This window comes from Achromobacter sp. GD03932 (assembly GCF_029839485.1).
Taxonomy (GTDB): Bacteria; Pseudomonadota; Gammaproteobacteria; order Burkholderiales; family Burkholderiaceae_B; genus Achromobacter; species Achromobacter bronchisepticus_A.
The window spans coordinates 62,706-88,771 of the sequence record NZ_JAOCAT010000021.1 but is presented as its reverse complement, the minus strand read 5'-3'; the positions used below and the strand labels follow the sequence as shown (position 1 = coordinate 88,771).

Here is a 26,066-nt window from a genome sequence, read left to right as displayed (position 1 = left end):
GCTCAAATAATGGCCACGAGAAAATCCGAAGAAGTCGCAAAAGAAAAACTCATCGACAGTGTCAAGTCCAGCCTGAATGACGCCGAAAGCCTGCTGCGCGAAGCCGCCAGCAGCACCGGCGACAAGGCCAACGAATTGCGCGACCGCGCGCTGACGTCCTTGAAGCGCACGCGCGAAGCGCTGTACGAAGCGCAGGACGCCGTGCTGGAACGCGGCCGCAAGGCTGCCCGCGCGACCGACGACTACGTGCACGACAATCCCTGGCAAGCCATCGGCATCGCAGGCGTGACCGGCCTGCTGCTCGGCTTGCTGATCAGCCGCCGCTGATAGGGCAGGACATCCGGGCGGGCGGCGCGGGCGCAAGACCGCGCTTCCCGCCCGGCGTCCTTTTCAGCCATGGGTCTACGAAAATCTGTTTTCGGCGTTGCCTCCAGCGTGGTCGGGCTGTTGCGCACGCGCCTGGAACTGCTGGCGCTGGAAGCGGCGGATGAAAAAGCGCGCTTGCTCAAGCTTTTGGGCATGGCGTTTGCTGCGCTGCTGTTCCTGACGCTGGCGGTGCTGGTCTTCACCGTCACGGTCGCGGTGGCGTTCTGGCCCACTGAAGACCGCTACCTGGCCCTGGGCCTGTTGGCGGGCTTCTATGGCCTGGTCGGCGTGGCCTTGCTGGTTGCAGTGCGCCGCGGGCTGGTCTACGGCGCGCCGCCATTCGCCGCCACGCTCGAGGAACTCGGGCGCGACGCCGAATTGCTGGAGCGGGTGCGCGACGCGCAAGACGACGACGAAGCGCAGGCGCGCCGGCGCGAGGAGGGCTGAAACATGACGAAAAGGTCTCCCACCGTCGACCGCGCCGTGCGCATCGAGCTGCTGCGCGCCCGCGCCGCCATCGAACGCGAATCGCTGGCGCAGAGCATCGCGGCCACCGGACGCAAGCTGGAACCGGCCGCGCTCCTCAAGGGGCTCTTGCCCGGCCTGGCTTCGGGCGGCGCATCGCGCTGGGCCTTGCAGGCGATCAGCCTGGCGCGCCGCTATCCCATCGTCAGTTCATCGCTGTCCGCCATGATCATGCGCGGCGGCAAGCGCTCCAAGCTTTTGAAGATCGCCGGCGGCGCCTTTGTCGGCTGGCAACTGTTCAAAGCCTGGCAGAACTCGCGCCGCGATGATGATCCATCAGATGACAGGCGCTGAAGCTATGGCGTTGCCCAACAAGAAGCCTGCCTTAAAAAAGGCAGTTTTTTTTATGCATGGATTCAGCGCTACGCTGCGCTGTTCGAGCCAGGCCGAGCCATAAAGCAAAAGCCCCGGCTCTAGGCCGGGGTGGGAATCAGGTCTTACATGATGGGTCGTAGGCTTGCGCCCATTGGAAGCCATCACCAACCTTAGAGGGATTGTATTTAGGTCCACCCGCGGTCGTCAACGGCGGTGGCCTGTTCCTTCTTCCAGGCTTGGCGCCATGCCCCACACATTGCAGTACCGCCCGCTATTGATCGATGCGCTCATCAGCAACGAGCGCATCAACAGCTATCAGAGCGTATTCAACCCTGCGAACGACGTGGAACTGATGGGGGCCTACTTGTGGAATGCACATGCCTGCGGTGCGTTGTACCCGCTTATGGGCGCGGTGGAAATCAGCTTGCGAAACGCCATCGACCGGGCGCTGGTCGCGGATCTGGGGCGGTTCTGGTGGGCGGGTGGCAAGCTGCGCTACCGCTCCTACGCGCCCGGCACGGATACGCCGCATCCGGTGCAGGCGGTGCGGAACAACTTCGCCAAAGCGACCCGCAACCATGCTTCCGAACAGCGCCGCCGCCACGCAATGCGCGGCAATGTGATGCCGCAGCATCATGGTGTCATCGCCAAGACTGAATTCTCGACCTGGGAATTCCTGCTGGATGCCGAGTTCATGGGACGCGGGTTGATCTGGCCCAAGCACCTGTCCGCCGTGTTTCGCGGGGCGTGGCCGATGCGTCAGGCGGGAGGGATGCTGGCCCATGTGCAGGATCTGGTCGCCACGTTGCGCGACTTTCGCAATCGCCTGTTTCATCATGAACCGGCATGGAAGCGGTACGGCGTGCTGAGCGAGACGGACGCCTTGCAGCACTTGCAGGAAAAGACCGCCAAAGCGGAAAGCCTGTTGACGTTGATCCACCCCGAAAATTTGCGATTGTTGCAAGCCAATGGTCTTTTACGGGATGCGCAGCGGGCCTGCACAGCGTCGGAAATCAGACGCTTTCAGCATCTGGCGCAAACGCATCGGATCAATTCGTTGGACACACTGAACGAGTTGGTTACGCGCAGCGCTCGGGAGAACAGAGCCTTGATCGCCCGGCTGCATCAGGGGCAGGATCAGCGCTTCCTGATCCTGCCGCGATAACGCCGGTCCCGATACGAGAGGCTGGGCAGGATTACAAGCCCAACTGCCCCCACATCTCATCCACGCGCTTCTTGACGTCCGCATCCATGGTGATGGGAGTACCCCATTCCCGATTGGTTTCGCCGGGCCACTTGTTGGTGGCGTCCATGCCCATCTTGCCGCCCAGGCCGGAGACCGGCGAGGCGAAATCCAGATAGTCGATGGGCGTGTTTTCCACCAGCAAGGTGTCGCGCACCGGGTCCATGCGGGTGGTCATCGCCCACACCACTTCCTTCCAGTCGCGCGGATTGATGTCCTCGTCCACCACCACGATGAACTTGGTGTACATGAACTGGCGCAGGATGCTCCACAGGCCGAACATGACGCGCTTGGCGTGGCCGGCGTACTGCTTGCGGATCGACACCACCGCCAGGCGGTAGCTGCAGCCTTCCGGCGGCAGGTAGAAGTCCACGATCTCGGGCAGTTGGCGGCGCAGCAGCGGCACGAAGACTTCGTTGAGCGCCACGCCCAGCACGGCCGGTTCGTCGGGCGGTTTGCCAGTGTAGGTGGAGTGGTAGATGGGATTGCGCCGCATCGTGATCCGCTCCACCGTGAAGACGGGGAACCAGTCCTGCTCGTTGTAGTAGCCGGTGTGGTCGCCGTAGGGGCCTTCCAGCGCCATTTCGTAATCGGTGTTCGGCGGCGGGTTGACGCCTTCGGGCACGACGGGCGCGATGGCGCGCGGGTCGGAGGACGGCAGCAGATGGCCTTCCAGCACGATTTCGGCCCAGGCCGGCACGGACAGATCGCTGCCCAGCGCTTTCGCGACCTCGGTGCGGGAGCCGCGCAGGAGGCCGGCGAACTGGTACTCGGACAGGCTGTCGGGCACCGGCGTGACCGCGCCCAGCGTGGTGGCCGGGTCGGCGCCCAGGGCCACGGCGATGGGGAAGGGCGTGCCGGGGTGCGCCAGGGCGTGGTCGCGGAAATCCAGCGCGCCGCCGCGGTGCGACAGCCAGCGCATGATCAGCTTGTTGGGACCCAGCAATTGCTGCCGGTAGATGCCCAGGTTCTGGCGGCGGGCGTTGGGGCCGCGCGTGATCACCAGGCCCCAGGTCAGGAGCGGCGCCACGTCGCCGGGCCAGCAGGTCTGGATCGGCAGGCGGTTCAGGTCCACGTCCTTGCCTTCCCAGACGATTTCCTGGCAGGCGGGACTTTTGACGTTCTTGGGGCTCATGTCCCACAGCGCGGACTTCAGCATCGAGACCTTGGCCAGCGCGTCGCGCAGGCCTTTGGGCGCTTCGGGCTCGCGCAGCGAGGCGAGCAGTTCGCCGATGTCGCGCAGGGCGCTGACGTCGTCGGCGCCCATGCCGCGGGCCACGCGGGCCGGGGTGCCGAACAGGTTGGCCAGCACCGGCATCTGCGCCGGCTGGCCATTGTGCTGCGCGTTTTCGAACAGCAGGGCAGGCCCTTCCGCGCGCAGGACTCGGTCGGATATTTCAGTCATTTCCAGCCGGGTGGACACCGGCGCAGCGATGCGTCGGAGCTCGCCCATGCGTTCAAGTTGGGCGATGAAGTCTCTAAGGTCGCGGTATTTCACTACAGATCCCAGCTATTTGGTTACATATTGGGTAGACAGAGAGGTTAACATTGACTCCCTCTTTTTTAACGCAGGAGGTTTTATGCCCGATGCGTCAGTGGCCAGCCTGTTCCGAAGCCTGGCCCAAGGAGTGCACCAATATCTTGCCGAGTCCCTGCGCATTTGCTCCGTTTATCTGGGCATTGCGGTCATTGTGACGGTAAGCATGGGATTCGCCCTGCCTGGTTTGCGCGACCAGGCATTGCAAGTGCACAAAGCCTTGTTGACCGCCCTAGCGCCTTCATCCATGCAAACCGGCACCGAATCCGAAGCCGGTTCCGAACTGGGTTCCGACATGTCGTCGGCAATTGCCATGGCCGTTCCCAACGCCCCCGCCAGCAACGCCACCGGCATGCTGGGGCCAGCCCGCGTCGCCCCTCCGGCGCCCAAGCCTGTCGCCATGACCGCCACCGGTCCGCAGGCGGAAGCCTTGCGCAACTATATTTCGCGCAAGTACAAGGTCGCCTATGACGCCACCGGCCCGCTGCTGAACGTGGTGTACAAGGTCAGCCGCGAAAAGCAGCTGGATCCGTTGTTGGTGCTGGCTGTGATCGCCATCGAGTCCCGCTACAACCCGCTGGCCGAAAGCCACGTGGGCGCGCAGGGGCTGATGCAGGTGATGACCAGCGTGCACCAGGAAAAATTCGACGCGGTCGGCAAGACCGCGCTGGACCCGGCCGCAAATATCGGGGTCGGAGCCACGATCCTGCGCGATTGCATCAATCGCCGCGGTTCGATCGATGGCGGCCTGGCATGCTACGTCGGCGCCACGGGACCGGACGACAATGGCTACGGCGCCAAGGTGCAGGCGGAACGCCGCCGCCTGGCGCTGGCTTCCGGGATCGCGCTGGCGCGCGATTGATCGCCGTAATGGCCCGAATGCAAAGCGCGTCCCTTGGGACGCGCTTTGTTTTTTGGGGTGTTCAAGATCAGCCCTGCAGCAGCCGGCCGATGCGGGCGACCGCCTCTTCCAGGCGGTCCAGGCCGGTGGCATAGGAAAAGCGCATGGTGTGGCTGCCATGGGCCGGCCCGAAGTCCAGGCCCGGCACGGCGGCCACGCCGGCCTCCAGCAGCAGGCGCTGCGAGAACGCGGCGCTATCCATGCCCAGGTTGGCGATGTCGGCATAAATATAGAAGGCGCCGTCGGGCTTCACCGGCACCTGGATGCCCATGCGCTCGAATTCCGGCAGCAGGTAGTCGCGGCGCTGCTTGAAGGCCTCGCGGCGGTGCTCGAAGGTCTTCATCGCGCCCGGCTCGAAGCAGGCCAGCGCGGCGTGCTGCGCCAGCGTGGGCGCGCAGATCGCCAGGCTGGCGGCGATTTTCTCCACCGGCGCCACCATGTCCTCGGGCACGATCATCCAGCCCAGGCGCCAGCCCGTCATGTGGAAGTACTTCGAGAAGCTGTTGATGACGATGACGTCGTCGTCCAGCGTCAGGGCCGAGCGGGGCTGGCCTTCATAGGACAGCCCCAGGTAGATTTCGTCGACGATGGCGAAGCCGTCGCGGGCGCGGACCTGAGCCAGCAGCTCGGCCAGCTCGCCGTGGTCGATCGAGGTGCCGGTGGGGTTGCTGGGCGAGGCGACCAGCACGCCCTGGGTGGCGGGCGTCCAGTGGCTGGCCACGTCCTGCGCCGACAGCTGAAAGCGCTTGGCCGCCGTGCTCGGGATCAGGCGCGGCACACCGCCCGCCGCCAGCACGAAGTTGCTGTTGGCGGGGTAGGAGGGATCCGGCATCAGCACTTCGCCGCCCTGGTTGACCAGCGCCGCGCAGGCCAGCGTCAGGGCGCCGGAGGCGCCCGCGGTGACGATGACGCGGGCCGGATTGATCCGGGCGCCGAACTGTTCGTGGTAGAACCGGGCGATGGCCTCGCGCAGCGGCGTCAGGCCGGCCGAGGGGCTGTAGCCGCTGAGGCCGGCGCGGGCTGCGCGCTCCAGCGCTTCCACGACCTGGGGGGGCGCGGTAAAGTCCGGTTCGCCGATGCCCAGGCTGATAATGTCCTTGCCAGCCGCCTGCAGCGCTTGCGCCTGCTTGAATAGTTCCATTACCTGGAAGGTCAGGAAGTCGTTGGTGCGATGGGCAAGGCGGGGCATCGGATTCTCGAAGGCGTTTGTAGCGAAAAAGGAATTGTAGTCATGCAGCCATCCCGGCGCGCTTTCCTCATGGGCCGTCGTCCGGTCCGCAGCCCGTGGTCGGCCTTCATCGAGCGGCTGGGCCTGCTCTGCCAGGGTTCCGTTCGAGATCTGGGCGAGGCGGGAGAGGGCGGCCCGCGGGGCCTGCTGACGCCGGCGCGCGACGCGGATGTGGCGCACGCGCGCACGCTGTGTGCCGAATATCGCGTGACGCTGGCGCTGCACGGGGCTGAAGGACCTTTCGAGACCGCTCATGGACCAGTCCTCAGGGTGGACCCATCCGCCCTGACCGGCCTGGTGCGCCTGTCCGGCGATAGCGGGCGCTGGCGCGCGCAGCCGGGCACGCCGGTAGCGGCGCTGGCCCAGGCAGGGCTGCGGCAGTTCGCCGGCCTGCCCGGGAACATGACGCTGGCCGAGTGGCTGGCGGCCAAGGCCAACTGGCCCGCCGGGCGCTGCGCCGACTCCGGCGTGCTGGCGCTGGAGGTGATGCTGGCCGACGGCATAGAGGAAACGCTGGGGCCGTTCGGCGAGTCGGACGTCCAGCCGCTGCGTTCCGCTACCGTGCAGCGTCTGGTGCCGGCGCTGTTCCAGCTGGCTTCGGGCGGCGATGCCTTCGCCACCCGGGACGGCGAGCGCTGGCTGGGCCGCTACCGGCTGGACGCGCTCAAGCCCGACGCGCCCGCCACCGTCAACCTGGCGCATCTGCTGCTGGGGCATGGCGGCACGCTGGCCTGGGTGCAGTCGGTGACGCTGGCCGACGCCGCGCCGGCGCCGCAGCCGCGGGCGGAGCGGGAGGAGCCGCCTGGTCTGGCCACCACCCGGCTGGACTCCCGGGTGAAGGCCCTGTTCGACCCGGATGGACGGTTCCCCTTATTCCACATCGCGGAATAGCGACAATTTGTAAGCTGGCGCTAACATGGGACGCGTCTGCTTATCCAACGGGCAGGCGGGCATTGCCGAGGTATCGCGGCGTCCGTCATCGGAATAGAATTCCCCCCTTTCGTGTCACACACTCTAGCCAGTAGCCGCCACTATGGATGCCAATCTCCGCAAAGCCGCCCTTGAATACCATGAGCTTGGACGCCCCGGCAAAATCTCGGTCACGCCGACCAAGCAGCTCACCAACCAGCGCGACCTGGCCCTGGCGTACTCGCCCGGCGTGGCGGCGGCCTGCGAAGAAATCGTGGCCGATCCGGCCAATGTGTACCGCTACACGGCGCGCGGCAACCTGGTGGGCGTGATCACCAACGGCACCGCGGTGCTGGGCCTGGGCAATATCGGCGCATTGGCCTCCAAGCCGGTGATGGAAGGCAAGGCGGTGCTGTTCAAGAAGTTTGCCGGCCTGGACGTTTTCGACATCGAGATTAACGAGACCGACCCGGACAAGCTGGTCGAGATCATCGCCGGCCTGGAAGCCACCTTCGGCGGCATCAACCTCGAAGACATCAAGGCTCCGGAGTGCTTCACGGTCGAACGCAAGCTGCGCGAGCGCATGAAGATTCCGGTCTTCCATGACGACCAGCACGGCACCGCGATCTGTGTGTCCGCCGCCTTCATCAACGGCCTGAAGGTCGTGGGCAAGGACATCAAGCAGGTCAAGGTGGTGACTTCCGGGGCAGGCGCCGCCGCGCTGGCCTGCCTGGACCTGATGGTGGACTTGGGCCTGCCGCTGGAAAACGTCTGGGTCACCGACATCGAAGGCGTGGTCTACGAAGGCCGCACCGTGCTGATGGACCCGGACAAGGCGCGCTTCGCGCAGAAGACCGACGCCCGCAAGCTGGCCGAAGTGATCCAGGGCGCCGACGTGTTCCTGGGCCTGTCGGCCGGCGGCGTGCTCAAGCCGGAAATGGTTGCGGCCATGGGTCCGCGCCCGCTGATCCTGGCGCTGGCCAACCCCACGCCCGAGATCCTGCCGGAACTGGCGCAATCGGTGCGCGACGACGTGGTCATGGCGACTGGCCGTTCGGACTACCCGAACCAGGTCAACAACGTGCTGTGCTTCCCTTACATCTTCCGCGGCGCGCTGGATGTGGGCGCCACCACCATCACCCGCGAAATGGAAAAGGCGGCGGTGTATGCCATTGCCGAGCTGGCCGAGGAAGAGCAGAACGAAGTGGTGGCCGCAGCCTACGGCACCTTTGACATTTCGTTCGGCCCCGAATACCTGATTCCCAAGCCCTTCGATCCGCGCCTGATCGTGCGCATCGCCCCGGCGGTGGCCAAGGCCGCGATGGAAGGCGGCGTGGCGACGCGTCCGCTGGCGGACCTGGAAGCCTACGAAGAGCAGCTGCAGCAGTTCGTGTACCACTCGGGCGCCTTCATGAAGCCGCTGTTCTCGGCGTCCAAGCGCATCGTGCGCGAAGGCGGTCCGGCCCGCATCGTGTTCGCCGAAGGCGAGGACGAGCGCGTGCTGCGCGCGGTGCAGGTGATCGTCGATGAAGGCCTGGCCCGTCCGATCCTGGTGGGCCGTCCGTCGGTGCTGCTGACCCGTATCGAAAAACTGGGCCTGCGGCTGCGCCTCGGGGAAGACGTCGAAGTCACCAATCCCGAATATGACGAGCGCTTCCACCAGTACTGGACCACGTACTGGGAGCTGATGTGCCGCCGCGGCATCACCAAGGAAATGGCCCGCGTGGAAATGCGCCGCCGCATGACCTTGATCGGCGCGATGATGGTGCGCCTGGGCGACGCCGACGGCATGGTCTGCGGTTCGGTGGGCGCGTACCACGACCACCTGCGCTTCGTGGACGAGGTCATCGGCCGCCGTCCTGGCCACAACGTGTACGCCGCCATGAACATCCTGCTGCTCAACGAGCGCACGGTGGTGCTGGTGGACACGCACGTCAACGATGAGCCCTCGGCCGAGCAGATCGCCGAATTCACCATTGCCGCCGCCAACGAGATGCGCCGCATGTATCTGGCGCCCAAGGTCGCGCTGCTGTCGCGGTCTAACTTCGGCTCGGGCAGTTCGGCCTCGGGCGCGAAGATGCGCCGCGCGCTGGAATTGGTGCGTCAGGCCGCGCCGGAACTTGAGATCGACGGTGAAATGCACGGCGACTGCGCGCTGGACGAGGCGCTGCGCATGCGCATTCTGCCGTCCTCCACGCTCAAGGGCCAGGCCAATCTGCTGGTGTGCCCGAACGTGGACTCGGGCAACATCGCCTACAACCTGTTGAAGACCGCCGCCGGCAGCAACGTCGCGGTGGGTCCGTTCCTGCTGGGCGCCAACGCACCGGTGCACATCCTGACCTCCAGCTCCACCGTGCGCCGCATCGTCAACATGACCGCGATGACGGTGGTCGATGTCAATACACCGCGTTGACGTGACGCCACCCGGTCCGGCGTGCCCGCGCACGCCGACCGGCCTGGTCCTGACCGGTGGCGGCGCCCGCGCCGCCTATCAGGTGGGCGTGCTCAGCGCCATCATGGAATTGCTGGATCCTGACTGGCATTCGCGTTTCCAGAATCCCTTTCACATCATCTGCGGCACGTCCGCCGGCGCCATCAACGCCGCCGCGCTGGCCTGCCGCGCCGACCGGCCCCATCTGGGCGTGCGCCGCATCCGCCGGCTGTGGTCTTCACTGAATACCGACATGATCTACCGGGCCGACGCGCCCGGCCTGATCCGCACCGGCGTGCGCTGGCTGGGGCTGCTGTCGCTGGGGTGGATGTATTCGGGCCTGACGCGCAAGCGGCCCCATTCGCTGCTGGACAACAGCCCCATGCAGGCTCTGCTGGAGCGGGTGCTGGACTTCCAGCATCTGCGCACCAACCTGGAAACCGGCGCGCTGTCGGCGCTGGCGATCACGGCCTCGGGCTATACCAGCGGCGAGCACTTGACCTTCTACCAGGCGCACACGCCCATCGAGCCTTGGCACCGCTATCTGCGCCTGGCGCTGCCCACGCCCATCGGCATCGACCACCTGATGGCTTCGTCCGCCATTCCGTTCGTCTTTCCGGCCCGGCAGGTGCAGGTGCACGGCAAGGGGGAGTGGTGCGGCGATGGCTCGATGCGCCAGCTTGCGCCCATCAGTCCTGCCATCCACCTGGGCGCGCATCGCGTGCTGGTGATCGGCACGGGTTTCCGCGACGAAACCCACCCGGAAAACCGCGAGGATTCGCCGCCTTACCCCTCGCTGGCCCAGGTCGGCGGACATGCGCTGGCCAGCATCTTTCTGGACGGCCTGTCGGCGGACGTCGAGCGCCTGGAGCGCATCAACTTCCTGATGGATCAGTCCGGCCCGGAAGGGGCGCAGCACGGGCATGCGCGCCGCATCGAGGTCCTGACGATCACGCCCAGCCAGTCGCTGGACGTCATGGCGCTGGAACATTTGCAGGATATGCCGACCCAGGCCCGTGCTCTTTTCCGCGTACTCGGTGTATCGTCCGATCCAGACCGTCCCGGCGGCGGTTCGCTGATGTCCTACCTCTTATTTGAATCCAGCTACACCAAGCGATTGATTGAACTGGGTTATGCCGATACGATGCAGCGTAACGACGAAGTGATCGCCTTTTTCAAGGGGGCTCAGGCATGACGCGCAATGGCCAATCTACTCTGCAGCGGCAGCTGATGCGCGGCGGTGCGCTGGCCCATGACGGGCTGGACAAGAAGGCCGTGGTGGACGCCGCCCATGAGCTTGGCCTGGCCCTGTTCGTCGCCAATTGCGATCCTGCCCGCAGCCGTTCCGCCGTGCTGCGCGCCATCGTCAAGGCAGTGGATTTCCCCGAATACTTCGGCGGCAACCTCGACGCCCTCTACGACTGCCTGTGCGATACCGTGCTGGACCACAAGACCGGCGTGGTGCTGTGGCTGTACAAGCTGCATTCGGGCGACCCGGCGCTGGAAGAAGATTCGGGCCGCATTGAAACCGTCTGCTCCGACGCGGCCGATTTCGCCCGCGAAAACGGCCGCGTTTTTGCGTATGTCATCGAACACGCCGGACGCCATCCGGACCCCGAGCCCGGGGTGGCGGCAGCGCCCTACGGCGAAGACCACTGATCCGGTTGTCTTACCAGGCCAGCAGCGCGCTGGCCGCCGACAGCAGCGCCAGCCCCGCGGTCTCGGTGCGCAGCACCCGGGGGCCGAATCGCACCGCCTGCACGCCCGCCTCGCGGGCCTGGGCCAATTCCTTGTCCGACCATCCTCCCTCCGGTCCCACCAGCAGGGTCAGCGCCTGCAGGCCGGGCGCGGTCCGCAGCGCGCCGGCAAGATCGTCCCGCGCTTCCGGGTGGCACAGCAGGCGCAGGCCGTCCGTGGGCTGCTGCAGCCATTCGGCCAGGGTGACCGGCGCGTCCACCGCCATCAGCCGGTTGCGGCCGCATTGTTCGCTGGCGGACTGCGCGATGCGCTGCCAATGCGCCACGCGCTTGTCCAGCCGGGCGCCCGACAGCTGCAGCACGCTGCGCTGGGCGGCGATGGGGCTGACGCGCGCGGCGCCCAGCTCCACGGCCTTTTCCACCACCCAGTCCATCTTGTCCCCGGAAGGCAGGCCCTGCACCAGGGTGACGCGGCCGCCCAGTTCGGCCTCGCGCGGCAGGAATTCGCCTAACTGGGCAAAACCAGCCTTGCCTTCCACTTCGAGCGTGGCGGGATACTCGCCGCCCTGGCCGTTGAACAGCGCCACGGCCTCGCCCGCGCGCAGGCGCAGCACGCGCAGCGCATGGTGCGCCAGGGCTTCGGGAAGCGCCACGCGGGCGCCGGTACTCAGGGGGATATCGCAGAAGAAGCGGGGGGCTGACATAAATGTGCGAGAACTGATTTGATGTGGAGAAGGATACTTTTGCCGCCGGGCCGTCCCAAGGCAAAAACGCCCCCTTGGGGGGCAGCTAGCCCGCGCAGCGGGCGCGGCGTGGGGGCACTTGTCCTCAGAAAGCTAGCCTAGCACGGGCCGCCTTATGGCCGATGGCGTCGGGGAAACCCCTGGATGCTAAAATCCCATGCTTCGCAACCTACTCAACTGGCCCCTATTTTGACCGTAGGCCCGCCAGCTTCAAAGAGCCTTCCGAATGAGCAATCCGACCGCCCCTAAACTTGCCTTGGCGGATGCCATCCGCGCCCTCGCGATGGACGCCGTGCAACAAGCGAACTCCGGGCATCCGGGTGCTCCCATGGGCATGGCGGAAATCGCCCAAGCCCTGTGGGCCGGCAACCTGCGTCACAATCCCAAGGATCCCGCCTGGGCCAACCGCGACCGCTTCGTGCTGTCCAACGGCCACGGCTCGATGCTGATCTACGCCTTGCTGCACCTGACCGGCTACGACCTGCCGATCGAAGAGCTGAAGAATTTCCGCCAGCTGCATTCCAAGACGCCGGGCCACCCCGAAGTGGGCATCACCCCGGGCGTGGAAACGACCACCGGCCCGCTTGGCCAGGGCCTGGGCAATGCCGTGGGCATGGCACTGGCCGAAGCGCTGCTGGCTGCTGAATTCAACAAGCCCGGCCACGCCATCGTCGACCACCACACCTACGCCTTCACCGGCGACGGCTGCCTGATGGAAGGCATCTCGCACGAAGTCTGCTCGCTGGCCGGCACGCTGAAGCTGGGCAAGCTGGTCGTGCTGTATGACGACAACGGCATTTCCATCGACGGCCACGTCGAACACTGGTTCGCCGACGACACCGCCAAGCGCTTCGAAGGCTACGGCTGGAACGTGATCCGCGGCATCGACGGCCATGACGTCGCCGCCGTGGACGCCGCCATCAAGGCCGCGCGCTCGCAATCGGAAAAGCCCACGCTGATCGTCTGCCGCACCGTCATCGGCAAGGGTTCGCCCAACATGGCCGGCACGCACAACGTGCACGGCGCGCCGCTGGGCAAGGACGAGATTGCCGCCACCCGCGCCGCGCTGGGCTGGTCGTCGGAACCGTTCCAGATTCCGCAAGACATCTACGACGGCTGGGATGGCCGCAAGCAGGGCGCAGCCGCCCAGGCTGAATGGCAGTCCGCGTTCGACGCCTACGCCGCCGAGTTCCCCGCCGAAGCCGCTGAATTCAAGCGCCGCATGAAGGGCGAAATGCCCGCCGGCTACGCCGAACAGTTCAAGGCGTTCCTGGACGCCACGCTGGAAAAGGCCGAAACCGTCGCCACCCGCAAGGCGTCGCAGTTCGCCATCACCGCGCTGGCGCCGCTGCTGCCGGAAATGCTGGGCGGCTCGGCCGACCTGACCGGCTCCAACTTCACCGACTGGAAGGGCGTTGCCGCCGTCCGCGCCGGCGATAAGGGCATCCAGTTCGGCCGCCACATCAACTACGGCGTGCGCGAATTCGGCATGGCCGCCATCATGAACGGCGTGGCCCTGCACGGCGGCTACCTGCCGTTCGGCGGCACCTTCCTGACGTTCTCCGACTACTCGCGCAACGCCATCCGCATGGCCGCGCTGATGAAGCAGCGCGTGGTCCACGTGTTCACCCACGACTCCATCGGCCTGGGCGAAGACGGCCCGACCCACCAGTCCATCGAGCACGCGGCCAGCCTGCGCCTGATCCCCAACCTGTCGCTGTGGCGTCCTTGCGATACGGCTGAAACCGCCGTGGCCTGGAACGCGGCCGTGACGCGCCCGACCAGCATCGGCATGGACGTGCACGACGGCGGCCCCACGGCCCTGTTGCTGTCGCGCCAGAACCTGCCGTTCGTGCCGCGCGACGCCGCCACCGTGGACGCCATCGCCCGCGGCGGCTATGTGCTGCGCGATGCCGAAGGCGCCCGCGCCGTCATCATCGCCACCGGTTCGGAAGTCGCCATCGCGCTGGACGCGCAGGCGCAGCTGGCCAAGGAAGGCATCGCCGTGCGCGTGGTCTCCATGCCCAGCACCGACGTGTTCGACCGCCAGGACGCCGCCTGGAAGCAATCCGTGCTGCCCAAGGGCCTGCCGCGGGTGGCTGTCGAAGCCGGGGTTACCGCCTTCTGGCACAAGTACGTGGGCCTGGAAGGCGCCGTCGTCGGCATCGACCGCTACGGTGAATCCGCGCCGGCCGGCGCACTGTTCAAGTTCTTCGGGCTGACCGCCGACAAGGTGGCCGAGACCGTCAAGCAAGTTTTGTAAAAAGGAGCTTAGTCATGACCATTCGCGTCGCCATCAACGGTTACGGTCGCATCGGCCGCAACATCCTGCGTGCCCACTACGAAGGTGGCAAGAAGCACGATATCGAAATCGTCGCCATCAATGACCTGGGCGATCCCAAGACCAACGCTCACCTGACGCGCTACGACACCGCCCACGGCAAGTTCCCGGGCACCGTCGAAGTCGACGGCGACTTCATGGTCGTCAACGGCGACAAGATCCGCGTGCTGGCCAACCGCAATCCGGCCGAGCTGCCCTGGGGCGAGCTGAAGGTCGACGTGGTGCTGGAGTGCACGGGCTTCTTCACGACCAAGGAAAAGGCCGGCGCGCATATCAAGGGCGGCGCCAAGAAAGTCATCATCTCGGCCCCCGGCGGCAAGGATGTCGACGCCACCATCGTGTACGGCGTGAACCACGGCGTGCTGAAGGCTACCGACACCGTCATCTCCAACGCTTCGTGCACCACCAACTGCCTGGCCCCGCTGGTCAAGCCGCTGAACGACAAGCTGGGCCTGGAAAACGGCCTGATGACCACCGTCCACGCCTACACCAACGACCAGGTCCTGACCGACGTCTACCACGAAGACCTGCGCCGCGCGCGTTCGGCCACCATGAGCATGATCCCCACCAAGACCGGCGCTGCCGCCGCCGTGGGCCTGGTGCTGCCGGAACTGAACGGCAAGCTGGACGGCTACGCCATCCGCGTCCCGACCATCAACGTGTCGCTGGTCGACCTGTCGTTCGTGGCCAGCCGCGACACGACCGCCGAAGAAGTGAACGGCATCCTGAAGGCCGCCTCGGAAGGCGAGCTCAAGGGCATCCTGGACTACAACACCGAGCCCCTGGTTTCGGTGGACTACAACCACAACCCGGCCTCCAGCACCGTTGACGCGTCGCTGACCAAGGTTTCGGGCCGCCTGGTCAAGGTCTCGTCCTGGTACGACAACGAGTGGGGCTTCTCGAACCGCATGCTCGACACCACCGTCGCGCTGATGTCGGCCAAGTAAGCAACACGGCTAGTCCATAGAGGGGACGGATTTGTTTTCCGCGTACGCGGAAAATGGGTTCGTCCCCTTTGTACGCCCATCGTAGGAATCCAAATATGTCCAAGGTCAACACTCTGTCCGCGCTGGCCAAGTCCGGCGCCCTGTCCGGCAAGCGCGTGTTCATCCGCGCCGATCTGAACGTGCCGTTCGACGACGCCGGCCGCATCAGCGAAGACACCCGCATCCGCGCCTCGGTGCCTGGCATCCGCATGGCGTTGGACGCCGGCGCGGCCGTCATGGTCACCTCCCACCTGGGCCGTCCCAAGGAAGGCGTGCTGACCGAAGCCGATTCGCTGGCCAAGGTCGGCCAGCGCCTGTCCGAACTGCTGGGCATGCCGGTGCAGCTGGTGCGCGACTGGGTCGACGGCGTCCAGGTCGATCATGGCCAGGTCGTGCTGCTGGAAAACTGCCGCGTCAACGTCGGCGAAAAGAAAGACGACGAAACGCTGGCCAAGAAGATGGCCGCGCTGTGCGACGTCTACGTCAACGACGCGTTTGGCACCGCCCATCGCGCCGAAGCCACCACCCACGGCATCGCGCGCTTTGCGCCCGTGGCCTGCGCCGGTCCGCTGCTGGCCGCCGAACTGGAAGCCCTGGGCCGCGCGCTGCACGAACCCAAGCGTCCGCTGGTCGCCATCGTTGGCGGCTCCAAGGTATCGACCAAGCTGTCGATCCTGCAGTCGCTGGCCGACAAGGTCGACCAGCTGGTCGTGGGCGGCGGCATCGCCAACACCTTCATGCTGGCTGCCGGCCTGTCCATCGGCAAGTCGCTGGCTGAACCCGACCAGGTCGACCAGGCGCGCGCCGTGATCGACATCATGAAGCAGCGCGGCGCCGCCGTGCCGATTCCGGTGGACGTGGTGTGCGCCAAGTCCTTTGGCGCCGACGCCGAAGCCACCGTCAAGGCGGCGCAAGACGTGGCCGACGACGACATGATCCTGGACATCGGCCCCAAGACCGCGGCGCAACTGGCCGATATCCTGAAGCAGGCCGGCACCATCGTCTGGAACGGCCCGGTGGGCGTGTTCGAGTTCGACCAGTTCGCCAACGGCACCGAGGTGGTGGCGCGCGCGATCGCCGAATCGGAAGGCTTCTCGATCGCCGGCGGCGGCGACACCCTGGCCGCCATTGCCAAGTACGGCATCGGCGAGCAGGTCGGCTACATCTCGACCGGCGGCGGCGCTTTCCTGGAATTCCTGGAAGGCAAGACCCTGCCCGCCGTGGCCGTGCTGGAAGCGCGCTACGCCAAGTAATACGGCTAGCCATGCAAGACCGAAGCCGCCCCGATGGGGCGGCTTTTTTTATGTCGGCGCCTTGATCCCGGCCGCCCCGGTTTGGCTGGCTTGGTGTAGCCTTGGCGCAATCTGGCGCGCCTCGCGCTCGCTTCATCCCCGATTTCTCCGCAGCACCATGAACCTACGCTTCATTCCCGGCCTCAACAATTTCCGCGGCATCACCCGGGAATCGGCGCGGCGCGACATCACCGCCGGCCTGAGCGTGGCGGCGGTGGCGCTGCCGGTGGGCCTGGCCTATGCCGCCATGATGGGCGTGCCGCCGGTGGCGGGCCTGTGGGCGGCCATCGCCGGGATGCTGGGCTACGCCTTGTTCGGCTCGTCGCGCACCTTGATCGTCGGGCCGGATACGGCCACCTGCACCCTGATCGCCGCCACCCTGACCGGCATGGCGCTGACCACGCCGGAAGAGCGGCTGGTGGCCGCCACCGGCATCGCCCTGACGGTGGGCGTGGGCTGCCTGATCGCGCGCGCGCTGCGGCTGGGCGTGCTGGCCAACCTGCTGTCGCGGCCGGTGCTGATCGGCTACATGGCGGGCGTGGCGATCACGCTGGCGCTGTCGCAGTTGAGCGGCCTGACCGGCGTGGGCCTGCGCAACAGCGGCCTGGTGCATCCCTTTCTGGAGCTGTCGCGGCGCCTGCCCGAAATCCAGATTCCTACCCTGATCCTGGGCCTGACGTCCTGCGCGCTGCTGGTGGCGGTCAAGCGCTGGCGGCCGAACTGGCCCGGTCCCATCCTGCTGGTGGTGCTGGCCTGCGTGCTGTCCTGGCTGTTCAACTTTCCTGGCCTGGGCATCGCCGTCGTGGGCGAGGTGCCTGCGGGCTTGCCAGCCCTGAGCCTGCCGGTGCGCCTGGAGGGCGTGGACGGCATCCTGCTGGGCGCGGCGGGGGTGCTCGTTGTCAGCTTTTCCAGCGGCATCGTGACGGCGCGCAGCTTTGCCGCGCGCACGGGCGAACACGTGGATCCCAACCGCGAGCTGGTGGGTTTTGGCGCGGCCAACATGGCGGCGGGCCTGTTCCAGGGCTTCGTGGTGACGGGCGCGGACTCGCGCACGGCGGTGGGGCTGGTGGCGGGCGGTTCCTCGCCGCTGGTCAGCGTCACCGCGGCGGTGGCGCTGGCGGTGGTGGTGAGCCTTTTGAGCGGGCCGCTGTTTTGGCTGCCGCAGGCCGTGCTGTCGGCCATCCTGCTGCTGGCCGCCATCAGCCTGTTCGACGGCCATGCCTTCATGCGCCTGGCACGTATTTCGCGCATCGAGCTGGCCTTCGGCATCCTGGCCGCGGTGGGCGTGGTGGGCTTTGGCGTGCTGCAGGGCGTGGCGGTGTCGGTCGGCGCCACGCTGCTGTATGCGATGTATGTGTCGGGCAATCCGCGCGATGCCTTGCTGGGCCGGCTGCCCGGGGAAACGGTGCTGGGCAAGCTGCACCTGAATCCCGAAGCCCAGCCGGTGCCGGGTACGGTGATCTGGCTGTTCGAGTCCTCGGTGTGGTTCTTCAACGCCGACGCCTTCCGCCGCCGCGCGCGCGAGGTCATCGAGCAGGCGGGCGACGTGCGCTGGTTCGTGCTGGACGCCGAAGCCATGACCCAGGCCGACGCCGACGCGGTCGAGGCGCTGTATGAACTGAAGCACGAGCTGGACGAGCGCGGCATCACGCTGCTGGTGGCGGGCGGACATGGCCAGTTCCGCACCGCGCTGGAGCGCTCCGGCCTGGTCAAGAAGATCGGTCGCGACAAGATCTTCGGCAGCCCCGAGCAGGCCGTGGAAGCGATCGAACGCTGGCGCCAGGCGCCGCCCGCGGCGCTGGGCTAGCGCGCCCAGCCAAGGCGCCCCGGCCAGACGCCCCCCTTAATCGATGATGTGATAGCCGCCGTCGATATAGATCGTCTGGCCGGTCATGCGGCGGGCGGCATCGGTGGCGAGCCAGGCGGTGGCTTCGCCCACGTCGTCGATGGACACCAGGCTGCGCGTGGGCGCCTTGGCCTGGGCGCGGTCCAGCAGCGCGTCGAATTCGGCGATGCCCGAAGCGGCGCGCGTCTTCAGCGGCCCCGGCGATATCGCGTGCACGCGTATGCCCTGCGGGCCCAGTTCCGCCGCCAGGTAGCGGGTGGCGGACTCCAGCGCCGCCTTTACCGGCCCCATCATGTTGTAGTGCTCGACCACCATCTGCGAGCCGTAGTAGCTCATGCAGAACAACGCGCCGCCGTTGCGCATCAGCGGCTCGGCCAGCTTGGCCATGCGGATAAAGGACCAGCAGGATACGTCCATGGCCTGCAGGAAGCCTTCGCGCGAGCAGTCGGTCACGCGGCCGTGCAGATCGTCGCGCGGGGCGAAGGCGATGGAATGCAGCACGAAGTCCAGCTGACCCCATTCGGCGGCCACGCTGTCGAACACGGCCTCCAGCTGGCCTTCGCGCATCAGGTCCAGCGGCAAGAGCAGGGGCGCTTCCACCTGGCGGGCCAGCGGCTCCACATGCCGCAAGGCCTTGTCGTTCAGGTAGGTCACGGCCAATTCCGCGCCCAGGGCGTGAAACGCCTTGGCGCAGCCCCAGGCGATCGAATCCGCATTGGCGATACCCGTCACCAGGCCGCGCTTGCCCGCCAGCGGCAGGAGCGCGCTCATCGCTGCCTCACCAGTTCGAGCGTGTGCTGGGCGATGATGAGTTCCTCGTTGGTGCGCACCACGTAGACGCCGATGCGGCTGTCGTCGGCGGAGATGCGGGGGCCATGGCGGGCGTTGCGTTCCGGGTCCAGCTTGATGCCCAGCCAGCCCCAGTGCTCGCTGATGGCCTGGCGGATCTCGGCGGAGTTCTCGCCCACGCCGGCGGTGAAGACGATGCCGTCCACGCCGTTCATGGCGCAGGCCAGGCCTATCATGCCTTCGGCCACGCGCCAGGCGAAATACTGCAGCGCCAGCTTGGCCGAGGGCGCGTCGCTGGCCAGCAGTTCGCGCATGTCGTTGCTGATGCCGGACAGGCCCTTCATGCCGCAGTCGTGATAGAGCAGATGCTCGATCTCGTCGTGGGTCATGCCGCGTTCCATCATCCACAGCACCACGCCCGGGTCCAGGCGGCCGGGGCGGGTGCCCATGGGCAGGCCTTCCAGCGCGGTGAAGCCCATGGTGCTGTCCACGCTCTTGCCGTGCTGCATGGCGCAGGCCGAAACGCCCGAGCCCAGATGGGCCGCGATGATCTTGCCGTCGGCGATGTCCGGCAGCGCTTTCTTCAGGCGCTGCGCGATGTATTCGTAGGACAGGCCATGGAAGCCGTAGCGGCGCACGCCTTCCTGGTACAGCCGTTCCGGCAGGGCGTAGCGGTCGGCCACGTCGGAGTGGCTGCGGTGGAACGCGGTGTCGAAGCAGGCGACCTGCGGAATCCAGGGCCGGCGCTCGCGGATCACGCGGATCGGCGCCAGGTTGTTCGGCTGGTGCAGCGGCGCCAGCGGCGTGAAGGTGTCGAGCTTGGCCAGGATGGCGTCGTCGATCAGCACCGGCTCGGACAGATCCGGGCCGCCGTGCACCACGCGGTGGCCTACCGCCAGCGGGGCGCCGCCCAGGTGGCCGCTAAGCCAGGTGCCGACGACTTCCTGGCCGTTGGGCACGTCGGGCGCGTGGCTGGGCGCGATCTCGCGTTCGACCAGGGTCTGGCCGGCGGCGTCGCGCACTTTCAGCTTCGGGTGCGAGGTGCCTATGCCTTCGAGCTGGCCGCCCAGGCGCGGGGCCAGCTCCTGCGCGCCGTCGATGTCGTACAGATAGAACTTGATGCTGGAACTGCCGGCGTTGATGACGAGGATGGTGTCGCTCATGTCGCTGTGATTCCGTGTTGAGGCAAGTTGTACGCGTACTTAACGGCGAGAAGAATGCCGTAGTCCGCGCTATGTGTGCCGGTCTTGATCCGGGGCGCCGCGGATCCGGCTCCGCCGGTCCGCCTGCGCCGCCCCCTTGAGGGGGCCCGCGCAAGCGGGTAGGGGGTGGGTTCCATTACACCAGCGGGCGGGCCTGCTGTTGGGCCAGGTGGTGCGCGTAGATGGCCGCAACCGCGCAGGAAGCAAGGCGCGAACGGGGGCTGTCGGCGCGGCTGGTCAGGATGATGGGTACGCGCGCGCCCAGCACGATGCCCGCGGCCTCGGCGTTGGCCAGGAAGGTCAGGTTCTTGGCCAGCATGTTGCCGGCCTCCAGGTCGGGCACCACCAGCACCTGGGCCACGCCGGCCACCGGCGAGCGTATGCCCTTGATGCGCGCGGCGTCCGGGCTGATGGCGTTGTCCAGCGCCAGCGGGCCGTCCAGCAGGCCGCCCTCGATCTGGCCGCGGTCGGCCATCTTGCACAGCGCGGCGGCTTCGATGGTGCTGGGGATGCTGGGATTGACCTGTTCGACCGCGGACAGGATCGCCACGCGCGGCTCGCCCAGGCCCAGGCCGTGGTGCAGGTCGATGACGTTGCGGATGATGTCGGCCTTGGTTTCCAGGTCCGGGAAGATGTTGATGGCCGCGTCGGTGATGAAGAGCGGTTCGGCGTAGGTCGGCACTTCCATGATGAAGACGTGGCTGATGCGCCGGCTGCTGCGCAGCCCGGTGTTGCGCGCCACCACTTCATGCATGAGTTCGTCCGTGTGCAGGCTGCCCTTCATCAGCAATTCGGCCTCGCCGCTGCGCACCAGGGCGACGGCGCATTCGGCCGCCGCGTGGCTGTGCGGCACGTCGACGATGCGCGCATCGCCCAGGTCGAGCTTGTGCTCGGCGGCGACGGCGCGGATCTTCTGCTCCGGGCCCACCAGGATGGGCTTGAGCAGGCCCAGGTCGCGCGCTTCGAGCGCGGCCGACAGCGAGGGTTCGTCGCAGGGATGTGCAATGGCGCAATGCGCGGGCGTCAGCGTCTGCGCGCGCGCGATGAGCCTGTCGTAATGGGTGGTGGGGGGCAGCGTCATGCGGATTTCGCCTTGGCGGATTTGCGCGCGGGACGCGCGGCGGGTTTGGCGGAGGCGCTACGCTTCTTGGCGCGCACCGGGACGGCCGGCTCGGCCGTGGCCGAGGGCGCTTCATGCCTGGCCGCCGCCGCACGCACCGATTTGCGCGCAACGGCCGGCGTTTTCCTGGGCGCGGGCTGCTGAGCCTCGTCACGCTTCTGCGCACGGCGCTCGGCGTACTCGAAGATGCGTTCCATTTCGTCCAGGCTGATGCGGGCGGCCTCGCTCAGGGGCTCGGCAGCCTCCAGCACGTGCTTCATGGTGTCCAGCGTTTCGCGGATCGCGGAGGCTGGCGCGCCTTCCAGCAGATGCGGTATGGCCTGGATGGCGCCGGCCGCGTCCAGCGTCATCATCAAGGCCTGATCGCGGATGATGTCCTTGAACTCCTGCAACGACAGCGCGGTGTCGGATTCGGCGCGCATCTTGCGGATCAGCGCATAGCTGCGTTCGTCCAGGCCGCCTTCGGCGCCCGACACATACAGCAGCATGCGGATCGCAGCCACGCGCAGGCCGCCTTCCAGCATCAGCGAACGCAGCTCGGCGGCGCGCTCTTCCATGAAGCGGCGGTGCTCGGGCGATACGCCCGGATGCTTGCGCGGCGGGCCGGAACGCGCGCCCAGGCCGGCCAGGTCCTGCACCAGCGGCGAACCGTAAACGCCCATGAAGGTGCGTTCGTCGGCAGAATCGCGCAGCTCCTGCCAGATGTTCAGGCTGGTCTCGATCAGGTTCGAGAACATTTCCTGGGCCATCAGGAATGGGTTGTCGGCCGATACCGGCTGGCGGTGTTCGCGCACCTGTTCGGCGACTTGCGCAATCGGCGCGATGGCTGGATTGCGGTCGGAGATCAGCTCATAGGGCAGGCGCAGCGGATGCAGGCGCTGCGACCATTCCGCCGACTGCGGCGTTACCAGGGCGCGCAGCCAGGGCTGCACGAAGCTGCGGTACATGCCCAGGTTGATGTCGGAAATGCGGGCGACGGCGGCGAAGCGGCGGTCGTCCTCTTCGTTGCGATCGACGATGGCGCGCACGTCGTCCAGGCTGCGCTGCTCGAACGACAGCACGTAGTTGCCATAGGCCAGGTCGGCGTTGGGCGTGTCGGGCGTCTTGTCGGCGATCTCCGCCTGGTAGATGCCCGGCGGCAGCACGTCGATCATGTCGATGTTGGAGGTGAACTCCTGATGCTCCTTGCGCGCCACGCTGCCGGACACGAAGATGCCCAGGTGGCCGATGCTTTCATGCACGGCATAGACGATGGTCTGGCCATGCGCCAGCACTTCGGATTCGTTCTGGTACAGGTCGGGGATCCAGCCCAGCGCCTGCGGCGGGGGCGTGATGTTGTCGCCCTTGGAGCAGAACACCACGATGGGCGAACGGATGTTGCGCAGGTCGATGCGGATGCCGTCCGAGGTCACCAGGCCGGCGGTGGCCAGGCGGTTGCCGACGAACAGGTTGTCGACGATGTACTGGATTTCCGGGCCGTTCAGGAAGACGTGGCCGCCCCACCATTTTTCGAAGCTGAGGTAGCGCTTGGCCTCGGTGTCGACGTTGGAGTACAGGTTGTACTGCTTGGACCACAGAGTGTTGGCCGGATTCAGGTTCTCGAAGTTCTGAACCAGCCAGGCGCCGTCGAATTTGCCGTCGCCCAGGTCGCTGGTCAGGGCGGTGAGCCAGCTGCCGCCCAGCAGGCCGCCGGCGTAGCGCATGGGGTTCATGCCGCGCCAGCCCGCCCAGTAGGACAGCGGCGCGCCCGCCACGATGATGGGGCCGAACAGTTCGGGGCGGACCGCGGCGGTCATCATGATCTGCCAGCCGGCCTGGCAATTGGCTACCACCACCGGCTTGCCTTCGGCGTTGGGGTGCAGCGCGATGATCTCTTCCAGGAAGCGCGCCTCGGCCATCATCACGTCCTCGACGGTCTGGGTCGGCATGGGCTGCGGCAGGAAGGTGGCGAAGTAGCAGGGATGGCCGGCGCGTAGCGCCACGCCGATCTCGCTTTCGGGCTTGAAGCCGCCGATGCCGGGGCCGTGTCCGGCGCGCGGATCGACCACCAGGAAGGGGCGCTTGATCGGGTCGGTTTCCACGCCTTCCGGCGGCTTGATGCGCAGCAGGCCGTAGTTGACGGGGCGCGGCAGACAGCGGCCGTCCATCACCAGTTCGGACTCCATGCTCAGCACGTTGGGCGCGCGCTTGGCCATGTGCTCGTGGTACTGGTTGCCGCGCTGGCGCATCACATCGGCGTAAAGCACGCCGCGCTGCCAGGCGTCCACCGCATATTCGTAGGCGGCCGTCCAGGGGTTGAAGGGTGGGGCGGGTACGCGATCGTTGCCGGATCCGGCCATGGCGATCTCCTGTAGGTTGCTTGCGGCGGCGGACCGCCGCGCCGATTCAGAGTGGAACCGGCCGAGTTGACCTCCCCATTACACCGCAACGGTTGTTGCGGTGCAACATCAAGCGTCTTGATGCAGGTCAACCCATGGCCGATTTATCTGTCCCCTTTAGGACCGGTCAGCCGGGCAGCGGTTCAATCAGGGTGGTGGCAGACTGCTTCGATGCGGTTGCCGCAAGGGTCCAGCAGGAAGGCGGCGTAGTACTGCGGATGGTAGTGCTCGCGCAAGCCCGGGGCGCCGTCGTCGCGTCCGCCGTGCGCCAAGCCGGCGGCATGGAAGGCGTCGACGGCGGCGCGGCTGGGCGCCTTGAAGCACCAGTGCCGGCGCGCCGCAGGGGCGGCTGCGTCGTCGGCGAATACGGAGAGATAGCTGTGCTGGCTGCTGCCGGCACGGCAGCGTTCGCCATAGCCGAGCGCGTCGGGGCGGTCATAGACCTTGGCCGCGCCCAGGGCCAGCATGACGGCGTCATAGAAGGGCCGGGCGGCGTCCAGGCGGGAAACGGCGATGGAGACGTGATCCAGCAGTTGCATCGCGCCTCCCGGGCGGTTCAGGAGCGCGCGGCGGTGTTGTGCTCCAGCCATTTCTGGACGGAGGGACGCTGCCACTGGGCCTCGGCGTAGGCGCGCAGGGCGTCGGGCAGGTCGTCCTGGAACAGGCGCTTGATCATGACCGCGAGGTCGGTGTCGGCGATACACCATTCATCGAACAGCGAGGTCTGGCCCGCGCCCAGCAGATGGGTGCCCACGTGGATCAGCTTGGCCGCGGCGGCATGGGCGGCATCCGACAGCGGCAGGCCGGCGGCGCCGTAGAACACGGTTTCGGTGGGACGTTCCTGGCGCAGCGCGCCCAGGTCGCTGCGCAGCCAGGCCTGCAACTGGCGGGCGCGGGCGCGCTGGCGCAGGTCGCGCGGATACAGCGCGGCGTGCGCCGGGGCGGGAAAGGCGTCTTCCAGGTATTCGGTGATGGCGGTCGATTCGGTCAGGCTGAAATCCGCATGCGTCAATGCCGGCACCCGGGAAGTCAGCGCGCGGCTCTGGTAGGGCTGCATGCGTTGCTCGCCGGCTTCCAGGTCGATGGGGCGCACCTCGAACGGCAGCTGTTTTTCAGTCAACGCCACATAGGCCGACATGGCGTAGGGGCTGAGGAACAGGGAATCGACGAATAGCGTAAGCGGGGCGCCCAAAATCTAGTCTCCGGTCTGACAGTAACAACATGCGCCGCGGCAGCAGGCCGCGGATACGTCAAAGCGTAACGCATCTGCGGCCGGCCTGTCGCGGCGGGGCCTCAGTCGACGATGAAGAGCTTGGCGCCGGTGGCGGTGGAGGAGCGGTGCGGCTCGGCCTGGTCGGCGACCTGGTAGCTCATGCCGGGCGTCAGCACGAATTGCCGGCCGTCTTCCAGTTCGGTGTGCAGTTCGCCTTCCAGGCAGAACAGGATGTGGCCCTTGCTGCACCAGTGGTCGGCCAGGTAGCCGGCCGTGTACTCGACCATGCGCACGCGCAGGTCGCCGAACTGCCGGGTGCGCCAATAGGCCATGCCGGTCTCGCCGGCGTGCTCGGTGCGCTCGACCTCGGACCAGTCGGTGGTGCCGAAGGGAATGTTGCTCATCTTCATGGTGATTCCTGCGTGGTGGTGCGGACGCGATGACGTCCGGTAAGAAACAGAGACTACGCCAGTGCTGGCAGCTTCTTCTGCCAGAACATGGCGCGGCCGGTGGTTTCGTCCAGGGCATAGCCTTCGAACCCCAGCTTGCGGTACAGCCCCTGGGCGACCGCGTTGCCTTCCAGCACTTCCAGGGTGATCTTGCAGCAGCCCAGATCACGCGCCCGCTCTTCCAGCGCCGACAGCAGGGCCTTGCCCACGCCCCGGCCCTGGAATTTTTCCGCCACGCCCAGGTCGTGCAGATTGAGCAGCGGGCGGCAGGCGAAAGTGGAGAAGCCCTCGAGGTAGATTGCCACGCCCGCGGCTTCGCCGTCGATGCGGGCGAGCAGCGCCCTTGCTGTGGGGCGGCGAGCCAGCTCGGCGATCAGGTTCTGCTGCGCGTAGGCGGGCAGGGGGGCGTTGCCGCCCATGGGGCCGCTGGCGTATTCGTTCAGCATGGCCAGCACCTGGCGGCCGTGTTCGGGGTTGTTGAAGTCTGCGTCGATGATTTCCAGCACGATCTCTTGTTCCTGTGGGCTAGCCGTGATCGGGGCGGGCGCCTGCAAG

The 26,066-nt window shown here is 66.9% G+C and carries 24 protein-coding genes; 13 read left to right on the top strand and 11 right to left on the bottom strand.

The features are described from left to right. Positions 1–9 precede the first annotated feature (9 nt). The 4 genes from N5C88_RS19900 (at position 10) to N5C88_RS19885 (ending at position 2,371) form a co-directional block, all read left to right on the top strand. Complete coding sequence (locus N5C88_RS19900) at positions 10–327, top strand: DUF883 family protein (RefSeq protein ID WP_013395739.1); 318 nt, start codon at positions 10–12, stop codon at positions 325–327. 69 nt (positions 328–396) lie between these two features. Beyond that, positions 397–813, top strand: a complete 417-nt coding sequence (locus N5C88_RS19895) for a phage holin family protein (RefSeq protein ID WP_059380220.1) — start codon at positions 397–399, stop codon at positions 811–813. Positions 814–816: 3 nt separating this feature from the next. Beyond that, entirely contained in the window at positions 817–1,185 is a 369-nt protein-coding gene (locus N5C88_RS19890; RefSeq protein WP_118933872.1) for a hypothetical protein, read from the top strand. 265 nt (positions 1,186–1,450) lie between these two features. After that, complete coding sequence (locus N5C88_RS19885; protein ID WP_280016069.1) at positions 1,451–2,371, top strand: CAAX protease; 921 nt, start codon at positions 1,451–1,453, stop codon at positions 2,369–2,371. Between the two features lie 31 nt (positions 2,372–2,402). Here the strand turns inward: N5C88_RS19885 and ubiD are convergent, their stop codons facing one another. Then, positions 2,403–3,947, bottom strand: a complete 1,545-nt coding sequence (ubiD, locus tag N5C88_RS19880; protein WP_280016067.1) for a 4-hydroxy-3-polyprenylbenzoate decarboxylase — start codon at positions 3,945–3,947, stop codon at positions 2,403–2,405. 82 nt (positions 3,948–4,029) lie between these two features. Here ubiD and N5C88_RS19875 point away from each other — a divergent pair, with 82 nt between their 5' ends. After that, positions 4,030–4,848 carry a lytic transglycosylase domain-containing protein gene (locus N5C88_RS19875; RefSeq protein WP_059380216.1) on the top strand — a complete coding sequence of 273 codons (819 nt, stop codon included), beginning with the start codon at positions 4,030–4,032 and terminating at the stop codon, positions 4,846–4,848. A gap of 67 nt (positions 4,849–4,915) precedes the next feature. On the opposite strand, the gene N5C88_RS19870 is transcribed toward N5C88_RS19875, so the two are convergent. Continuing rightward, on the bottom strand, positions 4,916–6,076 hold the full coding sequence (locus N5C88_RS19870; RefSeq protein ID WP_118933874.1) for a pyridoxal phosphate-dependent aminotransferase: 1,161 nt from the start codon (positions 6,074–6,076) through the stop codon (positions 4,916–4,918). Positions 6,077–6,118: 42 nt separating this feature from the next. On the opposite strand from N5C88_RS19870, the gene N5C88_RS19865 reads away from it, so the two are divergent. The 4 genes from N5C88_RS19865 (at position 6,119) to N5C88_RS19850 (ending at position 11,114) form a co-directional block, all read left to right on the top strand. Continuing rightward, entirely contained in the window at positions 6,119–7,006 is an 888-nt protein-coding gene (locus N5C88_RS19865; protein WP_280016066.1) for an FAD-binding protein, read from the top strand. A 142-nt stretch (positions 7,007–7,148) separates the two neighbouring features. After that, entirely contained in the window at positions 7,149–9,437 is a 2,289-nt protein-coding gene (locus N5C88_RS19860; protein WP_280016065.1) for an NADP-dependent malic enzyme, read from the top strand. Further along, a complete protein-coding gene (locus N5C88_RS19855; RefSeq protein ID WP_223283379.1) occupies positions 9,418–10,650 on the top strand; it encodes a patatin-like phospholipase family protein in 1,233 nt (410 codons plus the stop codon). The genes N5C88_RS19860 and N5C88_RS19855 overlap by 20 nt, the downstream gene beginning before the upstream one ends. Further along, complete coding sequence (locus N5C88_RS19850) at positions 10,647–11,114, top strand: barstar family protein (RefSeq protein ID WP_059379497.1); 468 nt, start codon at positions 10,647–10,649, stop codon at positions 11,112–11,114. The genes N5C88_RS19855 and N5C88_RS19850 overlap by 4 nt, the downstream gene beginning before the upstream one ends. 10 nt (positions 11,115–11,124) lie before the next feature. On the opposite strand, the gene N5C88_RS19845 is transcribed toward N5C88_RS19850, so the two are convergent. Then, on the bottom strand, positions 11,125–11,856 hold the full coding sequence (locus tag N5C88_RS19845) for a 16S rRNA (uracil(1498)-N(3))-methyltransferase (protein ID WP_280016064.1): 732 nt from the start codon (positions 11,854–11,856) through the stop codon (positions 11,125–11,127). A gap of 265 nt (positions 11,857–12,121) precedes the next feature. Here N5C88_RS19845 and tkt point away from each other — a divergent pair, with 265 nt between their 5' ends. The 4 genes from tkt to N5C88_RS19825 all read left to right on the top strand — a co-directional run bounded on the left by tkt (position 12,122) and on the right by N5C88_RS19825 (position 18,321). After that, entirely contained in the window at positions 12,122–14,158 is a 2,037-nt protein-coding gene (gene tkt, locus N5C88_RS19840) for a transketolase (protein WP_059379495.1), read from the top strand. Positions 14,159–14,172: 14 nt separating this feature from the next. Further along, on the top strand, positions 14,173–15,183 hold the full coding sequence (gene gap / locus N5C88_RS19835; protein WP_013395726.1) for a type I glyceraldehyde-3-phosphate dehydrogenase: 1,011 nt from the start codon (positions 14,173–14,175) through the stop codon (positions 15,181–15,183). Between the two features lie 95 nt (positions 15,184–15,278). Next, a complete protein-coding gene (locus N5C88_RS19830; RefSeq protein WP_118932804.1) occupies positions 15,279–16,475 on the top strand; it encodes a phosphoglycerate kinase in 1,197 nt (398 codons plus the stop codon). A gap of 157 nt (positions 16,476–16,632) precedes the next feature. Then, complete coding sequence (locus tag N5C88_RS19825; RefSeq protein WP_251881101.1) at positions 16,633–18,321, top strand: SulP family inorganic anion transporter; 1,689 nt, start codon at positions 16,633–16,635, stop codon at positions 18,319–18,321. A gap of 36 nt (positions 18,322–18,357) precedes the next feature. On the opposite strand, the gene fabI is transcribed toward N5C88_RS19825, so the two are convergent. The 8 genes from fabI to N5C88_RS19785 form a co-directional block, all read right to left on the bottom strand. Beyond that, entirely contained in the window at positions 18,358–19,131 is a 774-nt protein-coding gene (gene fabI, locus N5C88_RS19820; RefSeq protein WP_059379492.1) for an enoyl-ACP reductase FabI, read from the bottom strand. Continuing rightward, positions 19,128–20,312 carry an acetate kinase gene (locus N5C88_RS19815; RefSeq protein ID WP_059379491.1) on the bottom strand — a complete coding sequence of 395 codons (1,185 nt, stop codon included), beginning with the start codon at positions 20,310–20,312 and terminating at the stop codon, positions 19,128–19,130. The genes fabI and N5C88_RS19815 overlap by 4 nt, the downstream gene beginning before the upstream one ends. 175 nt (positions 20,313–20,487) lie before the next feature. Further along, a complete protein-coding gene (locus N5C88_RS19810; RefSeq protein ID WP_059379490.1) occupies positions 20,488–21,432 on the bottom strand; it encodes a phosphate acetyltransferase in 945 nt (314 codons plus the stop codon). Further along, entirely contained in the window at positions 21,429–23,810 is a 2,382-nt protein-coding gene (locus N5C88_RS19805; protein ID WP_280016063.1) for a DUF3141 domain-containing protein, read from the bottom strand. The genes N5C88_RS19810 and N5C88_RS19805 overlap by 4 nt, the downstream gene beginning before the upstream one ends. Positions 23,811–23,992: 182 nt before the next feature. After that, positions 23,993–24,388 carry a VOC family protein gene (locus N5C88_RS19800; RefSeq protein ID WP_059379488.1) on the bottom strand — a complete coding sequence of 132 codons (396 nt, stop codon included), beginning with the start codon at positions 24,386–24,388 and terminating at the stop codon, positions 23,993–23,995. 17 nt (positions 24,389–24,405) lie between these two features. Continuing rightward, the gene (gene yfcF, locus N5C88_RS19795) at positions 24,406–25,041 is read right to left on the bottom strand and encodes a glutathione transferase (RefSeq protein ID WP_059379487.1); all 636 of its coding nucleotides are present in this window, start codon (positions 25,039–25,041) and stop codon (positions 24,406–24,408) included. A gap of 101 nt (positions 25,042–25,142) precedes the next feature. Next, complete coding sequence (locus N5C88_RS19790; RefSeq protein ID WP_054451523.1) at positions 25,143–25,472, bottom strand: DHCW motif cupin fold protein; 330 nt, start codon at positions 25,470–25,472, stop codon at positions 25,143–25,145. A gap of 53 nt (positions 25,473–25,525) precedes the next feature. After that, complete coding sequence (locus tag N5C88_RS19785; protein ID WP_280016062.1) at positions 25,526–26,017, bottom strand: GNAT family N-acetyltransferase; 492 nt, start codon at positions 26,015–26,017, stop codon at positions 25,526–25,528. Positions 26,018–26,066: the final 49 nt, after the last annotated feature.

What these genes read in the sequence shown, in the direction of transcription:
- N5C88_RS19895 (WP_059380220.1), top strand. Translation starts at nt 397, where the DNA reads ATGGGTCTACGAAAATCTGTTTTCGGCGTTGCCTCCAGCGTGGTCGGG.
- N5C88_RS19890 (WP_118933872.1), top strand. Translation starts at nt 817, where the DNA reads ATGACGAAAAGGTCTCCCACCGTCGACCGCGCCGTGCGCATCGAGCTG.
- N5C88_RS19870 (WP_118933874.1), bottom strand. Translation starts at nt 6,076, where the DNA reads ATGCCCCGCCTTGCCCATCGCACCAACGACTTCCTGACCTTCCAGGTA.
- N5C88_RS19830 (WP_118932804.1), top strand. Translation starts at nt 15,279, where the DNA reads ATGTCCAAGGTCAACACTCTGTCCGCGCTGGCCAAGTCCGGCGCCCTG.
- gap (WP_013395726.1), top strand. Translation starts at nt 14,173, where the DNA reads ATGACCATTCGCGTCGCCATCAACGGTTACGGTCGCATCGGCCGCAAC.
- N5C88_RS19790 (WP_054451523.1), bottom strand. Translation starts at nt 25,472, where the DNA reads ATGAAGATGAGCAACATTCCCTTCGGCACCACCGACTGGTCCGAGGTC.
- N5C88_RS19815 (WP_059379491.1), bottom strand. Translation starts at nt 20,312, where the DNA reads ATGAGCGACACCATCCTCGTCATCAACGCCGGCAGTTCCAGCATCAAG.
- N5C88_RS19875 (WP_059380216.1), top strand. Translation starts at nt 4,030, where the DNA reads ATGCCCGATGCGTCAGTGGCCAGCCTGTTCCGAAGCCTGGCCCAAGGA.
- tkt (WP_059379495.1), top strand. Translation starts at nt 12,122, where the DNA reads ATGAGCAATCCGACCGCCCCTAAACTTGCCTTGGCGGATGCCATCCGC.
- N5C88_RS19860 (WP_280016065.1), top strand. Translation starts at nt 7,149, where the DNA reads ATGGATGCCAATCTCCGCAAAGCCGCCCTTGAATACCATGAGCTTGGA.
- N5C88_RS19825 (WP_251881101.1), top strand. Translation starts at nt 16,633, where the DNA reads ATGAACCTACGCTTCATTCCCGGCCTCAACAATTTCCGCGGCATCACC.
- N5C88_RS19855 (WP_223283379.1), top strand. Translation starts at nt 9,418, where the DNA reads ATGTCAATACACCGCGTTGACGTGACGCCACCCGGTCCGGCGTGCCCG.
- N5C88_RS19885 (WP_280016069.1), top strand. Translation starts at nt 1,451, where the DNA reads ATGCCCCACACATTGCAGTACCGCCCGCTATTGATCGATGCGCTCATC.
- fabI (WP_059379492.1), bottom strand. Translation starts at nt 19,131, where the DNA reads ATGAGCGCGCTCCTGCCGCTGGCGGGCAAGCGCGGCCTGGTGACGGGT.
- N5C88_RS19845 (WP_280016064.1), bottom strand. Translation starts at nt 11,856, where the DNA reads ATGTCAGCCCCCCGCTTCTTCTGCGATATCCCCCTGAGTACCGGCGCC.
- N5C88_RS19850 (WP_059379497.1), top strand. Translation starts at nt 10,647, where the DNA reads ATGACGCGCAATGGCCAATCTACTCTGCAGCGGCAGCTGATGCGCGGC.
- N5C88_RS19900 (WP_013395739.1), top strand. Translation starts at nt 10, where the DNA reads ATGGCCACGAGAAAATCCGAAGAAGTCGCAAAAGAAAAACTCATCGAC.
- N5C88_RS19810 (WP_059379490.1), bottom strand. Translation starts at nt 21,432, where the DNA reads ATGACGCTGCCCCCCACCACCCATTACGACAGGCTCATCGCGCGCGCG.
- N5C88_RS19805 (WP_280016063.1), bottom strand. Translation starts at nt 23,810, where the DNA reads ATGGCCGGATCCGGCAACGATCGCGTACCCGCCCCACCCTTCAACCCC.
- N5C88_RS19800 (WP_059379488.1), bottom strand. Translation starts at nt 24,388, where the DNA reads ATGCAACTGCTGGATCACGTCTCCATCGCCGTTTCCCGCCTGGACGCC.
- N5C88_RS19865 (WP_280016066.1), top strand. Translation starts at nt 6,119, where the DNA reads ATGCAGCCATCCCGGCGCGCTTTCCTCATGGGCCGTCGTCCGGTCCGC.